We start from the raw sequence: 11,411 nt of genomic DNA, 5'->3' as shown, positions 1-11,411 counted from the left end.
ACGCGGACGTTTCGGCAGGTGCCGAAACGTCCGGCGTCTAACCTTCTGAAGATCACCGAGTCCCGCGCCTTCTCCTTCGCCCACCGACCGAGAGGGGAGGCGCCCACTCAAGGAGAACCGATGACGTCCGACCCGCTGGTCGTGAGCCGTCCCGCCGAGATACGGGCCGTGCTGGCCGACTCCCGTTTCACCGTCGACCCCGTACCGCGCCCGCCGTTCGCGTTGACCGTGGCGTGGCTGCGCGGAGCGGTCGGCCGCTTCACCGAGGGGTCCATGCACGCCGAGCGCCGGGCCGCGGGGGTGGCGGTACTGGCCGAGCTGGACCCGGGCGCGTTGCGCGCCGAGGCGTTCCGGCTGGCCTCGCGGGACATCGCCCCTGCCCCCTGTCCCCCGGAACAGGTTCCGGTGCTGGTCCTCGCCATCGCGCTGGGCGTACGCGCCGAGGACGGGCCGAGTGCCGTGCGGGCCGTCGCGGCGATCGCCCCGGCCTACCTGCCCGGCGTCGGGGCCGGGCCTGGCGAGGAGGAGAGCAGGGACGTGGCCGACCAAGGGCTGGTGGAGCTCTCGCGCCTGCTGGGTGACCCGTCTTCCGAGCGGCTGGCCGTGCTGGCGGGACTGCTCGCCCAGGCATACGCTCCCACCGTCGCCCTGGTCCGCGGAGCCCTGGCCGCCGCAGCGACACGGTTTCCGGCGGGAGGGGGAACCACTCCCGCGAAGTCGCGCCCGGCCGAGGCGTGGTCGGTGGAGGAACTGCTGGACGAGACACTGCGCCACGATCCTCCGGTCCGGACGCTGCGCCGCAGGACGCCCGGCGACGGGAGGATCGTGGTGCTCGACGTCACGGAGGCCGGCCGGGATCCGCAGGCACTCCCTGACCGGGACCTCCCGCGCGCGGGAGGCGAAGCGGAGTACCTGACGTTCGGGGCGGGGCCGCGTGCCTGCCCGGGCAGGCACGTCGCGCTGGCACTGGCGGCCGGGACGATCGAGGCGGCGACCCGATGACGTTCGCGCGCTTCAGGGCGCTGCACCACGCGGACGAGCCGCTGCTGCTTCCCTGCGCGTGGGACCACGCCTCCGCGGCGGCCCTGGCACAGGCGGGGTTCGCCGCGATCGGGACGACGAGCCTGGGGGTGGCCGCCGCGGCGGGCAAGCCTGACGCCGGGCGGGCGACGCGGGAGGAGACACTGCGGCTGGCACGGACGATAACGAGACTGGGCGTCCCGGTGACGGTGGACATCGAGGCGGGCTTCGCCGAGGCGCCCGAGCGGGTCGCCGACCTGGTGGCGGAGCTGGCCGGACTGGGAGTGGCGGGGATCAACCTCGAAGACGGGCGCGGTGACCGCCTGGCCGGCCTTTCTGCGCAGGCCGAACTGGTCGCGGTGGTCAAGAGCCGGGTTCCCGAGGTGTTCCTCAACGCCCGTACCGACGCGTTCTGGCTGAACCTGCCCGATGCCCCGGCTCTGGCGCTGGAAAGGACCCGCGCCTACCGCGAGGCGGGGGCCGACGGGGTCTTCGTACCGGGCGCGAGTGCCGAGCGGGACATCGAGGCGCTGGTGGCCGGGGCCGGGGTACCGCTGAACGTGCTCGTCTCCCCCGGCGTGCCGATGCGACGGCTCGCCGAACTGGGGGTGGCCCGCGTCAGCTACGGGTCGCTGCTGTTTCGGGCGGCGTTGCGCACGGCCGTCACCACGGCGCTGGCGGTGGCCCGGGGCGAACCGGTCACCGGCGAGGTGCCGTCCTACGAGCAGGTCGAGGCGCTGCACCGGTACGGCCCGCGCGCCGGCGACGGCACGCGCGCGACGAGCGATCGCGAAGGTCAGGAGTCGTGTGGGACCACCAGGCCCGATTCGTAGGCGAGGACCACGAGTTGGGCGCGGTCGCGGGCATGAAGCTTGGTCATGGCCCGGTTGATGTGGGTTTTCGCGGTCAACGCGCTGATCACCATACGGTCGGCGATCTCGTCGTTGGACAGACCCCGCGCGACCAGGGCGACGGCCTCGCGTTCACGGTTGGTGAGCTCTTTCAGACCGGTGCCGGCGCCGGGCCGGGGCGGCTGGGCGATGTACCGGTTGATGAGCCTGCGGGTGATCGAGGGGGCGAGCAGCGCGTCGCCCCGGGCGGCGACGCGTACCGCGTGCAGGAAGTCCTCGGGCACGATGTCCTTGACGAGGAATCCGGCCGCGCCGGCGCGCAGCGCGTTGAAGACGTGTTCGTCCAGGCCGTAGTTGGTCAGGATGACGACATGCACCCCGGCCAGGGCCGGGTCCGCGGCGATGAGCCGGGTCGCCTCGATGCCGTCGACGACCGGCATCTGGATGTCGACGAGAGCGACGTCGGGCAGGTGTTCCCTGGCCAGGGCGAGCCCCTGCCTGCCGTCGGCGGCCTCGGCCACCACCTCGATGTCGTCCTCGAGGTCGAGGAGCGCGCGAAATCCGCTGCGGACGAGCGGCTGGTCGTCGACGAGCAGGACCCGGATCACGACGTCCGCTCCACGGGAAGTTCGGCCTGGACGGTGAACCCGCCCTCCTCGCGCGGTGCCGCCCGCAGGTGCCCGCCGAGGGCGGTGACCCGTTCGCGCATCCCGAGCAGACCGACACCGGGCACCGGGGCCGCGTCCGACCTGGCCTTGCCGTCGTCGTCGACGCGTATCGCGAGGGTGTCGGGACGGTAGTCGATCCGGACCGACGCCGTCGCGGCGGCGGCGTGACGTGCGATGTTGGTCAACGACTCCTGAACGATCCGGTAGACGGTCCGCTCCACCGCGGCCGGCACGTCGTGTCGTCGCCCCTCGATCGTCAGCGTCGCCTCCAAACCGCCGGTCCGGGCCCGTTCCACCAGTTCGGCGACATGGTCGAGGCCGCGCGGCGGGGTCGGATCCTCCTCGCGCAGCGCCTCCAGGGTCGCCCGCAGTTCCCGGGTCGCCTCGCGACCGGCCTCCCGGATCGCCAGCAGGGCCTCCGGCACCTGCTCACCACGCTTGCGGGCCACATGGACGGCGACCTCGGACTGCACCTTGATGATCGAGATCTGGTGGGTGAGCGAATCGTGCAACTCCCGCGCGATGTGCAGCCGCTCCTCGTCGGCGCGGCGCCGCGCGGTCTCCTCCCGGGTGCGCTCGGCCTCGTCCGCCCGCCGCTCGGCCTGCCGCAGCGCCTCCCCCGCGGCGCCGGCCGCGATCAGCCAGGCCAGCTCAAGGGCACCTCGGGCCTGCGCGAACGCCTCACCCGTGTCGTGCGACCCCGCGGCCAGGGCCGCGAGCGGAAGAAGGGCCAGCATGATCACGCTCGCCGCCACCGTGAAGACGCGGTGCCCCGCCCGCACGGCCGCGTACACCGCGAACAGGTACGCGACGGCGGGCACGTCGAAACCGGCCGCCTGGTAACCCACCGCGCACAGCCCGGTGACGGCCAGGACGACGAGTGGAGCACGACGGCGCGCGACCAGCACCAGGCCGCCGGCCGCCAGCAGCGCGTAGCCGAGCAGCTCCAGGTGGGGGGTGGAGTGCCGCCCGGACAGCCCGGTGACCAGCAGTGTCACCGCCACGCCGACGGCGATCACCCAGTCTGTGGCATTCGCCCGCACGCCGGACCGTCCTGTCCCCATGGGGGGACCTTAGCCGGATGTCCCCGCGGGCGACTCCTGCGCGCGGACCAGTCTCCGGCTACCGCATCCGCGGTATCTTTCGCGGCTCCTACGGCGTTCACGGCAACCGGGTGCGCGTCGGTGGCAGCGCGAAGTGCCCGCCCGTGCGGGACGACCGGCGACGGGTCCGGCGGACATGATCGGGCGACATCCGGTTCGCCGGAGAAGACACAGAAAAGGAGCGCCCCATGTCCGTCCGTCACCTGCTCGCCGTCGCGGCCGCCCCGATCGCGGTCCTCGCACTCGCCGCACCGGCGGCCGCGCACGCCTCGGCCCAACTGGACTCCGTCGGCGCCTACACCATGACCGCCGGGCGTCTGTGGTCCCTGATCGCCGTGCTGCTGGGGGTGGCCGGCGTGGTCGTCGGCGGGCTCGCCCTGGCACGCTCCGCGGGGCGTATCGGCTCCGGCTCCGGGAGAAGGGGGGCCGTCGTGGCTCTGGTGGCGGGGGCGGTCGGCGCGGTCGTCGGCGGGCTGGTCGTGGCCGCCGCAGACGGTGGCCCTGGCACCGGTTACGGAATAGTCGGGGGCTTCATGGCCCTGGCGGTGGGGCTGATCGCCATGGCACTCGGCGGGCTGGCCCTGTCCCGTTCCCGCCGCGCCGTCTGACGTCGATACGGCGGTGACGTTCGCCCGCGGCCCATCAGGCGGAGTTGGTCGCGCGCCTGCGGGAGTTGGGTGCGACGCCCGCGGACGTGGGCCGGGGCGACGTCTCGTGGATCGTCCTCACCGGCTCGGCGGGCGACGAGTTCTGCGTCATCACCCCGGGCTGACGCGAAGCCGTGGACACCGGCGACGGCTACCGGCCCCCTGGACGGCCTTCGTCGGAGAGGGGCCGGTAGCACCGACGAAGTCTCGGCCGGAAAACCGTTTGGGTCTTCTTTCCGCGTTCCCGTAGGTTGCCTCCCAGCCCCGCCGTAGTGAGGACAGAGGACAAAACCGCGTGACCCCGCCTGCTTTCCAGACCTGACACCTTCTTTCGCTCACCTGTAGCCGACGTTCCCGTCGGTCCTGCCGGGCTGCCCGTGTGCGCCCGCTCCTACAGCGTTTGAGGTCGCGCGCAATCGGCCTCGTGTCAGGTCTAGAGAGATCATGTCTTCACAACCTCATATCGTGCTGCCCTGGGTCGTTCGCCGGACCAGGCTTCCTCTGCTGTCGCTGCGGTGCGTGGACTGCCGGTCGGAGTCGGCCACCCCCGGCGAGGGCAGGTTCCGCGTCAACGCCAACGGCAAACTGCTGGACGTGTGGCTGCTGGTGCGCTGCGTGTCCTGCGATCGGACGAGCAAGCTCACCGTGCACGAGCGAGCGCCGGTCAGATCCTTCGATCCGGCCGAACTTCACGGCTACCGCGTCAACGATCCGGAACTGGTGGCGTCCAGGCTGCTGGATCCGCTGCTCGCCAGGCGCAACCGCTTCGTCCTGGACTGGACAGGGGCCTGGCGGCTGGACATCCGTTCGGCATGGTCCGACGAGGCGTGGCCGGTGCGGGTGGAGGTCGTCTTCGAGGATCCGGTGCCGGTGCGTCCGGAACGGCTCCTCGCCCAGGGGCTGGGCCTCAGCAGGAACGAGGTGCTGCGCCGGATCAAGTGCGACATTCCGCTGCGCCGTACGACGAGCACCGGATTCACCTTCACCGTGATGGCCGAGGACTAGGAACTGTTCAAAGTTCGGATCTTGGTGAGGGCCGGTGGCGGGCTGGTCGTGGCTGGTAGAACTCGGGCTGGAGGTGGTCAGCGTGGACTCCACGATCGTGTGGGCGCATCAGGAGTCGGCCGGGCCGGCGGTGGCCGGACAGACCCTGGATGCGCTGGAACAGGAACTGACCGAGGAAAAGAGGGCTCCGCTGGCCAAGCAGCCGCCGGTGCTGCGGGTGATGCGCCGCTGAACCGCGCTGGTCCAGCTCGCGGTGGGCCTGCGGCGCCCGCGCCGCAGGCCATACACGGTGGTTGCGGGGCTGTCGGGGCTGCTCCTCACCGGGCTGACGGCCGACGCGCTGTACGGGGTGATCGCGGAGAACGAGACAGTGCTGGGAGTGGGCGTCCCCTCGGCCCTGCCCTGGTACGGCCTGCTCGCCTGGCTCGGCCTCGCCGCCACTGCTGTCGCGGCGGCCCGCCGACCGCGCGCGGGAGACGAAGGGCTCGCCGTGGGAGGTTTCCGGAAACCGCCGGGAGCCCACCTGGTGGCGAAAGTCGTCTACCTGGGATTCCTCACGTGGTGGTACGTCTATCTCTTGTGACCCGCGGCCGCCGGAGGCCGGCGGGCGAGGTCAGCGTCTTTTCCATCTCGAAGAAGTGCTTATCAGCGGCTTGCCCGGCCATGCCGGCGCCATTGCTTCGGGGTTGAGGAGCCTGCGTGCCGTCCACGACCACGAGCGCTGCGGCGACGAACGCGGCGCCGAGGATGACAGCGGTCCGAACAGTGATGAGCATGTGAGTCCCCAAGGCGTCGGGCGAGGTCTGGTGACCCCGCGATGGCTCACAGCATGGTGATCTGCTGAATTAGTGTCAGTGTCCGTTCTGTTTCCGCAGGTCAAAGAGGGAAAGGTGGCGTCTGCTCTTCTGGGCGATCCTGACCTCAAGGGATGTCACGACGTGATCTCATCGGGATGTCTCCCCGCCGGTTTCCGTCGCCGGCGATGGCGTCATCGGCAGGCCCGTAGTAGGGAACTTAGGTTGATCCTTATGGACGAGCGCGGCGAGTACGGGACGCGAGAGGCCCCAGGCATGCACGAGGCGCTGGCCACGATCGCGGCCGCGGCGCGGGCCGCCTACGCCGACGGCTCCAACCTTCGGGTGCGCTCCTCGGGCATCGTGCACGCGGTGGTAATGACGCGCTGGCTGGGCGGGGAGCGAATGCCGGGCCCGGCGTGCATGGTCGGGGTGAGCGGATGGGATCCCGGCGCGGCGCACCCGGACCGGGGCGCGGTCACCTGCCGCCGCTGCTTGAAGCTGACCACGCAGGAGCCCGTCTCCGAGCAGCTGGAGCTGTTCCCCGTCACCGACCCCGAGCCGGGCAGCCGACTCGACGGACACAGCGACTGATCGCGGGCCGGGCCGCCGTCGTGCCAACTGTCACGAGATTGGAGGACACGACGGCCGCGACGTGCGCTTCACCAATCGGAAAGCTCATCTTCCTCCCCTCCTTTCCCGGCATATGAACGTTGAGGCCCAGGCCGGCGGCCTCCGACTCGCCAGGATTGTGCAGCCGCAGCCCACACGCTCCGCATGTAAGACTCTCCGCTTGAAGAAATCTCCAGCCCCCGTCGACGTAGGACTCGCAACCACCTTCACCGTCGGGTTCGACATCGACAGAGACCTCGAAGTCCTCACGACCGAAGCAGGGCGCCTCATCGTCCCCACACGTCGGGCACGTGGCGTTGGCATAGTCTGCGTCATCAACAAGGTTGATCCAGGAGTGCGCCCGGCGAGCCCCTATAACCGCCGCGTGCTGTTCCTCGGGAATCTTCGACATCAGGTCGTCGAAATGGCGTTTGGCCTGCGCCATTCGACGCGGATGTCCTTCTCGACCTCGTTGAGTGTTTCGGAGACCGGGGACTCCACCAGGTTCTGGTGGTCGCCCCACCGGTCGGCTGTGAGGACCCCGAGGTCAGCGCGGGCCTGACCGAGGACTTCCCGCCCGAGGAGATGGCCGACTTCATCTCCTCGGGTCACCGCCCGGCCTGGCCGGCCCTGATGGCCAAGAACCGCGACCAGACCCCGCCCCGGCGAGACCTGACAGGAGGCCGGCCATGTACACCGTCGCCGACCTGAAATGGCTCGCCATGGAGATCACCGCCTCTCGCCGGATGGAGGTCATCGCGGTCCTGACGGGCCCGGAGCGGGCCGCTGAACTGGAGGAGATGGTCGCCCGCTGGCAGCGTACGACCATCGAGGAGACTCCCGCCCCCACGGCTACGCCGTCGGCGCTTCCCTCTGAAGCAGGAGAGCCGACCGGGGTGCTGAGCCGAAAGACTTCACTCTTGCCGCCCGAAGGAGACCGTTCAGTCCAGGATGCGGAGTCTCCACGGGTAGTTCGCGGGTCCCGCCTGATCGCAGGCGTACGACCTTGCGCCCATGGCGACCCATGCCGTGCCCGACTGGACGCACTCGTAATGGAACATGTAGTAGCCCTCCGTCCACCACACTGACGGTGCGGAGGCGCTCGCACCATGCGTCGCCTCGGCACTCCGTGACGCCGTGATGGCGGTGGCCGCAGTCGCCGCCGGGCTTGCGAACAGCAGGATTCCCCCGGCCACCACCGAGGCGGTCGCCATGGTAAGCGCGTTCTTGACTCGCATTTGTACGTCCTCTCCGTTCCTACTGCTGATGACGTGAGTTGGCGGTCACGTGTCCCCCGATCCCGGCGGGCGCGTGGCTCGCTTTCCTCCAGCAGGTCTACGGCACGGCCACTCGCGTAGGTCATGATCGTGCGCGTTCTTGTCCGTAATCCTGGAGTCCGTGTCCGTTTTCGACAGGGTGCGCGTTCCTGGACGAACCCCGCCCGGCCATGGCGGTAGAGGCTGGCACCTGCTGCCCGGTGCCCCGAGGACCAGGTGCTGCGCACGACACGGCGGGCGTCTTCCGCGTTGCCGAGCGCGTCGGCGGTTACGTCGCGTCGGCCGCCGAGTGCCTGCGGCCAACGGAACCCCGCTCCGAGCAGTTGCCGACAGACACGGGGCGATCGGGGTGTGCCCAGTGACATGAGCAAAACTTCATGGGACAAGGAAGCCGCCGCCCGAGTGCAGCCGGCCGCGGCGAAGAACCCCGACAGCCCCAACGCCCGCGACGGCCTGGATCGGGAAGCGCAGTCGCGGGCGCTGGCAGGGCGGCACGGTCAAGACGATCGGCGTCAAGCGGGAGGGCTCGCGCTGGTACGTGATCGTGTCGTGTGACGACGTGCCCGCCGAACCGTTGTCCGCCACCGGCACTACCGTCGGGATCGACCTGGGTGTGGCGTCGCTGGTCACCACCAGCGACGGTGAGCACCTGGACAACCCTCGTCACCTGGCCGCCTCCGCCGACCGTCTCGTCGGCGCCCAGCGCGACCTCGCCCGCAAGAAACGCGGCTCCGCGCGGCGGCGCAAGGCGGTGGCCCGCGTCGCCGCCCTGGCCGAGTACAGCGGGCCTCCAGCTCACCGCGGCTCCATTCCCGAAACCATGCCAATCCTGAACGTACGAGCCACGTCCCGTCACGGAACGCGAATGGAGTTGATGAGTGAGGACGCCACCGAATTGGGCGGGACGGCCGCCGTGGTGCGAGGGGTCAGGTGTCGCCGTTGTCTCCGCGCAGAGCCGCCGCGAAGCGCCGGCCCGGTGCCGGGTCGACCCCGAAGCGCTCGGCGTAGCGTTCGTGATTCTCCTCCCACCCCTCGTGCGCGTCCTCCTCTGAGAGGTCCTTGCCGGCGAGATGAGGCTCAAGCCGCGAAAGGTAGGCGTCCCAGCCGGTGGCGGTCTGCGCTGAGATGTCGCGGTCGTCGAAGACGTGGGTGAAGACCAGGCGGCAGCCGTCTCCGTGAGCGGTCAGATCGAAGCTGTACGCCTGGCCGGCATAGGTCCAGGCCAGGCGGTGGGGCGGATCGACCTCTGTCACCTCGCCGGTCACGCCGGCGACTTCGAAGCTCTCTCCCGTCGCCGGTGTCCAGTCCGCGGCCGCGGGAAACCAGCGCTCGAGCTCCGCGGGCACGCTGACGGCTCGCCACACGCGCTCGACCGGGTAGGCGAGCGTGCGCTCGAAGCGCAGCGCCGGGCGGCCGTCGATGGTTTCCAGGGTTCCGTCGATCATGGGTTCTCCTCCAGGTGTCGTTCCAGGGTGTCGAGGTGTCTGGACCAGAACACGCGATAGGGCTCCAGCCACTGGTCGACCTCGGCGAGGGGATCCGGGCGCAGCGCGTACATGCGCTGCTTGCCGTTTTTGCGCACCACGACGAGTCCGGCCTCGCGCAACACCTTGAGGTGCTTCGACACGCCGGGTTGGCTGAGGTCGAGGCGTTTCACCAGTTCCCCGGCGGGCCGCTCGCCGTCACGCAACAGGTCGAGAATCTGTCTGCGGTGCGGCTCGGCCAGGGCTGCGTAGGCGCTCATGCATTCATATTGCCATATGGAAATATGATGCTGCAACGTAAAGCGGGGGCGGGCGACGATCCTCGTCGCCCGCCCCCGGTGCCGGTCAGGCACTCATCATCGCCGCCCGCCGAACCTCCAGTCGTGGACCTCGATGTCGGCGTACCGGCCCGCGGTCAGGACGTCGCGTGCCGCGTCCGGTCCCGGCGCCTGGACCAGCAGCGCCGTACCCAGCCAGGTGGTGCCGTCGTCCGACAGCAACGGTCCATAGGCGATCAGGCCGTCCCGGCCGGGCGGCGGGACGAGGTCGGCAGCCTGCCCGGAGCCGAGGCCCACCACCAGATACCGGTCACCGCCGTCTCGGTCGCCGGGAAAATCCCACATGGTGCGCCCCAGCACGTTGCGCCATCGGCGCAGCATCACGTCCCGATACACACCGGCCTGGTAGTTGGGCTCTTCGAAGGCGAATGCACGCGCCGTGGCGAGATCGGGCAGATCGACGATGTGCACACTGCCGGTGGCCGTCTCGCCGCCGGGGCCGAGGGTCGGGCCACGCGCGATCATCGTTGCCGCGTACCCGTCCATGTAGGACCAGTGCTCTTCCACCAGCTCGTCGCGCAGGGCCGCTGAGTCAGGTCGATCGCGGTGATAACAGAAAAACTCCATGCGAGGAGTCTTACCTTGACTTTCTCCCTCTCGTGAACGACGGGGATTCCCGTTACGCCCTAAGGTTGGCGTACCGGCCTGCGATGCGCCTTCGCGCTGCCGGAGAAGCCGTGGTCCGGCCAGAGGTCGTCATACCCGCATCGTCGGACCAGTACGAAGGGCGGGAGAGCGTCACAGTCGTGTGGCCGTGCGGACCAGGCCGGCGAGGGCGAGGGAGCGGCTGTGCGCGGGCCAGGCGATGTGGGTGACGACGGGGGGCGCGTCGGTCAGGGGGACGGCGGTGTGCTCGGCCCACAGCCAGGAACGGGCGGAGTCGGGGAGGACGGCCACGGTGCGTCCGAGGGCGATCAGCTGGGCCAGCTGTGTCTGGTCGCGGATCTCGGGTCCCGGCCCTGGCGGGTAGACGCCGTGGCGGGGCCAGCGGGCGAGAGGAAGATCGGGGACATCGCCGACGTCGGCCAGGGACAGGGCCTTGCGCGCGGCGAGGGGGTGTCCGGCGGGCAGGATGGCGATCTGCCCCTCGGTCATCAGTTCCTCGCTGTCGAACCCGGCGAGGGAGTTGAACGGCGCGTGCATGAGCGCCACATCGGCGCGGCCGTCGCGCAGCAGCCCTTCCTGCTCGCAGAGGCCGCACGGCAGCACCTCGATCTCGGCGGCGCCGGGTTCGGCCGCGTAGGCGTCGAGAAGCTTTCGCAGCAGCTCGTGGGAGCCGGCGGCCTTCACCGCCAGTACCAGGCGGTTGCGAGGACCGTCCGGATCGTCGGCGCCACCGGCGCGGCGGGCGCGGCGGGCGGCGGCGGTGGTCGCGTCGAGGGCCGCGCGGCCCTCGTGCAGCAACACCTCGCCGGCGCCGGTCAGAAGGACGCCGCGGCGGTTACGTTTCAGCAGGGAGACGCCCAGGCGTCGCTCGAGCTGCTGGATCGCCCGGGACAGCGGTGGCTGGGCCATGCCGAGGCGTTCGGCGGCCCGGCCGAAGTGCAGTTCCTCGGCGACGGCCACGAAGTACCTCAACTCGCGGGTTTCCAGGGTGTCCACCGCCACAACA

17 protein-coding genes and 1 pseudogene are annotated in these 11,411 nt (G+C 70.5%); 11 read left to right on the top strand and 7 right to left on the bottom strand.

All coding sequences use genetic code 11. The features are described 5' to 3' along the window. The first annotated feature begins 120 nt into the window (after nucleotides 1-120). Nucleotides 121-1,002: a hypothetical protein gene (locus tag ACFY3V_RS33835; protein WP_389779197.1), complete on the top strand. Its 882-nt coding sequence runs from the start codon at nucleotides 121-123 to the stop codon at nucleotides 1,000-1,002. Continuing rightward, a complete protein-coding gene (locus tag ACFY3V_RS33830; protein WP_389779195.1) occupies nucleotides 999-1,853 on the top strand; it encodes an isocitrate lyase/phosphoenolpyruvate mutase family protein in 855 nt (284 codons plus the stop codon). The genes ACFY3V_RS33835 and ACFY3V_RS33830 overlap by 4 nt, the downstream gene beginning before the upstream one ends. On the opposite strand, the gene ACFY3V_RS33825 is transcribed toward ACFY3V_RS33830, so the two are convergent. Both ACFY3V_RS33825 and ACFY3V_RS33820 read right to left on the bottom strand, forming a co-directional pair. Beyond that, the gene (locus tag ACFY3V_RS33825; protein ID WP_389779193.1) at nucleotides 1,817-2,479 is read right to left on the bottom strand and encodes a response regulator; all 663 of its coding nucleotides are present in this window, start codon (nucleotides 2,477-2,479) and stop codon (nucleotides 1,817-1,819) included. The genes ACFY3V_RS33830 and ACFY3V_RS33825 overlap by 37 nt on opposite strands. After that, the gene (locus ACFY3V_RS33820; RefSeq protein WP_389779192.1) at nucleotides 2,476-3,603 is read right to left on the bottom strand and encodes a sensor histidine kinase; all 1,128 of its coding nucleotides are present in this window, start codon (nucleotides 3,601-3,603) and stop codon (nucleotides 2,476-2,478) included. The genes ACFY3V_RS33825 and ACFY3V_RS33820 overlap by 4 nt, the downstream gene beginning before the upstream one ends. A 227-nt stretch (nucleotides 3,604-3,830) precedes the next feature. Between ACFY3V_RS33820 and ACFY3V_RS33815 the strand changes: the two genes are divergently transcribed. The 7 genes from ACFY3V_RS33815 to ACFY3V_RS33785 all read left to right on the top strand — a co-directional run bounded on the left by ACFY3V_RS33815 (nucleotide 3,831) and on the right by ACFY3V_RS33785 (nucleotide 7,411). Next, nucleotides 3,831-4,250: a DUF6223 family protein gene (locus ACFY3V_RS33815; RefSeq protein WP_389779190.1), complete on the top strand. Its 420-nt coding sequence runs from the start codon at nucleotides 3,831-3,833 to the stop codon at nucleotides 4,248-4,250. A gap of 44 nt (nucleotides 4,251-4,294) precedes the next feature. Next, a complete protein-coding gene (locus ACFY3V_RS33810; RefSeq protein WP_362904264.1) occupies nucleotides 4,295-4,414 on the top strand; it encodes a VOC family protein in 120 nt (39 codons plus the stop codon). 340 nt (nucleotides 4,415-4,754) lie between these two features. Continuing rightward, complete coding sequence (locus tag ACFY3V_RS33805) at nucleotides 4,755-5,294, top strand: DUF1062 domain-containing protein (protein ID WP_362904266.1); 540 nt, start codon at nucleotides 4,755-4,757, stop codon at nucleotides 5,292-5,294. 82 nt (nucleotides 5,295-5,376) lie between these two features. Continuing rightward, entirely contained in the window at nucleotides 5,377-5,526 is a 150-nt protein-coding gene (locus tag ACFY3V_RS33800) for a hypothetical protein (RefSeq protein WP_362904268.1), read from the top strand. Between the two features lie 57 nt (nucleotides 5,527-5,583). Continuing rightward, a complete protein-coding gene (locus ACFY3V_RS33795; RefSeq protein WP_362904270.1) occupies nucleotides 5,584-5,877 on the top strand; it encodes a hypothetical protein in 294 nt (97 codons plus the stop codon). A 445-nt stretch (nucleotides 5,878-6,322) separates the two neighbouring features. After that, nucleotides 6,323-6,682, top strand: a complete 360-nt coding sequence (locus ACFY3V_RS33790) for a hypothetical protein (protein ID WP_389779187.1) — start codon at nucleotides 6,323-6,325, stop codon at nucleotides 6,680-6,682. A gap of 528 nt (nucleotides 6,683-7,210) precedes the next feature. After that, a complete protein-coding gene (locus ACFY3V_RS33785) occupies nucleotides 7,211-7,411 on the top strand; it encodes a hypothetical protein (RefSeq protein WP_389779185.1) in 201 nt (66 codons plus the stop codon). Nucleotides 7,412-7,641: 230 nt separating this feature from the next. On the opposite strand, the gene ACFY3V_RS33780 is transcribed toward ACFY3V_RS33785, so the two are convergent. Beyond that, nucleotides 7,642-7,938, bottom strand: a complete 297-nt coding sequence (locus ACFY3V_RS33780) for a hypothetical protein (RefSeq protein WP_389779183.1) — start codon at nucleotides 7,936-7,938, stop codon at nucleotides 7,642-7,644. Nucleotides 7,939-8,340: 402 nt separating this feature from the next. On the opposite strand from ACFY3V_RS33780, the gene ACFY3V_RS33775 reads away from it, so the two are divergent. Both ACFY3V_RS33775 and ACFY3V_RS33770 read left to right on the top strand, forming a co-directional pair. Continuing rightward, a complete protein-coding gene (locus ACFY3V_RS33775) occupies nucleotides 8,341-8,532 on the top strand; it encodes a hypothetical protein (protein ID WP_389779181.1) in 192 nt (63 codons plus the stop codon). Next, nucleotides 8,516-8,737, top strand: a pseudogene (locus tag ACFY3V_RS33770) (transposase); the annotation flags it as partial. The gene ACFY3V_RS33775 and the pseudogene ACFY3V_RS33770, both read left to right, overlap by 17 nt. Before the next feature lie 166 nt (nucleotides 8,738-8,903). Here the strand turns inward: ACFY3V_RS33770 and ACFY3V_RS33765 are convergent. The 4 genes from ACFY3V_RS33765 to ACFY3V_RS33750 all read right to left on the bottom strand — a co-directional run bounded on the left by ACFY3V_RS33765 (nucleotide 8,904) and on the right by ACFY3V_RS33750 (nucleotide 11,401). Further along, nucleotides 8,904-9,422, bottom strand: a complete 519-nt coding sequence (locus ACFY3V_RS33765) for an SRPBCC domain-containing protein (RefSeq protein WP_362904282.1) — start codon at nucleotides 9,420-9,422, stop codon at nucleotides 8,904-8,906. Further along, nucleotides 9,419-9,721: a metalloregulator ArsR/SmtB family transcription factor gene (locus ACFY3V_RS33760; RefSeq protein ID WP_362904284.1), complete on the bottom strand. Its 303-nt coding sequence runs from the start codon at nucleotides 9,719-9,721 to the stop codon at nucleotides 9,419-9,421. Before ACFY3V_RS33760 ends, ACFY3V_RS33765 begins: the two co-directional genes overlap by 4 nt. Before the next feature lie 96 nt (nucleotides 9,722-9,817). After that, nucleotides 9,818-10,366, bottom strand: coding sequence for a YciI family protein (locus tag ACFY3V_RS33755; RefSeq protein WP_350949677.1), 549 nt, complete (start codon nucleotides 10,364-10,366; stop codon nucleotides 9,818-9,820). 171 nt (nucleotides 10,367-10,537) lie between these two features. Next, entirely contained in the window at nucleotides 10,538-11,401 is an 864-nt protein-coding gene (locus ACFY3V_RS33750; RefSeq protein WP_362904287.1) for a LysR family transcriptional regulator, read from the bottom strand. Between the last annotated feature and the right edge of the window lie 10 nt (nucleotides 11,402-11,411).

It is taken from the genome of Streptosporangium sp. NPDC000095 (assembly GCF_042899335.1).
Lineage (GTDB): Bacteria > Actinomycetota > Actinomycetes > Streptosporangiales > Streptosporangiaceae > Streptosporangium.
The sequence above is the reverse complement of the archived record's forward strand: the minus strand, read 5'-3'. Positions and strand labels throughout refer to the sequence as shown.

What these genes read in the sequence shown, in the direction of transcription:
- ACFY3V_RS33790 (WP_389779187.1), top strand. Translation starts at nt 6,323, where the DNA reads ATGGACGAGCGCGGCGAGTACGGGACGCGAGAGGCCCCAGGCATGCAC.
- ACFY3V_RS33820 (WP_389779192.1), bottom strand. Translation starts at nt 3,603, where the DNA reads ATGGGGACAGGACGGTCCGGCGTGCGGGCGAATGCCACAGACTGGGTG.
- ACFY3V_RS33765 (WP_362904282.1), bottom strand. Translation starts at nt 9,422, where the DNA reads ATGATCGACGGAACCCTGGAAACCATCGACGGCCGCCCGGCGCTGCGC.
- ACFY3V_RS33830 (WP_389779195.1), top strand. Translation starts at nt 999, where the DNA reads ATGACGTTCGCGCGCTTCAGGGCGCTGCACCACGCGGACGAGCCGCTG.
- ACFY3V_RS33815 (WP_389779190.1), top strand. Translation starts at nt 3,831, where the DNA reads ATGTCCGTCCGTCACCTGCTCGCCGTCGCGGCCGCCCCGATCGCGGTC.
- ACFY3V_RS33760 (WP_362904284.1), bottom strand. Translation starts at nt 9,721, where the DNA reads ATGAGCGCCTACGCAGCCCTGGCCGAGCCGCACCGCAGACAGATTCTC.
- ACFY3V_RS33835 (WP_389779197.1), top strand. Translation starts at nt 121, where the DNA reads ATGACGTCCGACCCGCTGGTCGTGAGCCGTCCCGCCGAGATACGGGCC.
- ACFY3V_RS33780 (WP_389779183.1), bottom strand. Translation starts at nt 7,938, where the DNA reads ATGCGAGTCAAGAACGCGCTTACCATGGCGACCGCCTCGGTGGTGGCC.
- ACFY3V_RS33755 (WP_350949677.1), bottom strand. Translation starts at nt 10,366, where the DNA reads ATGGAGTTTTTCTGTTATCACCGCGATCGACCTGACTCAGCGGCCCTG.
- ACFY3V_RS33775 (WP_389779181.1), top strand. Translation starts at nt 8,341, where the DNA reads ATGAGCAAAACTTCATGGGACAAGGAAGCCGCCGCCCGAGTGCAGCCG.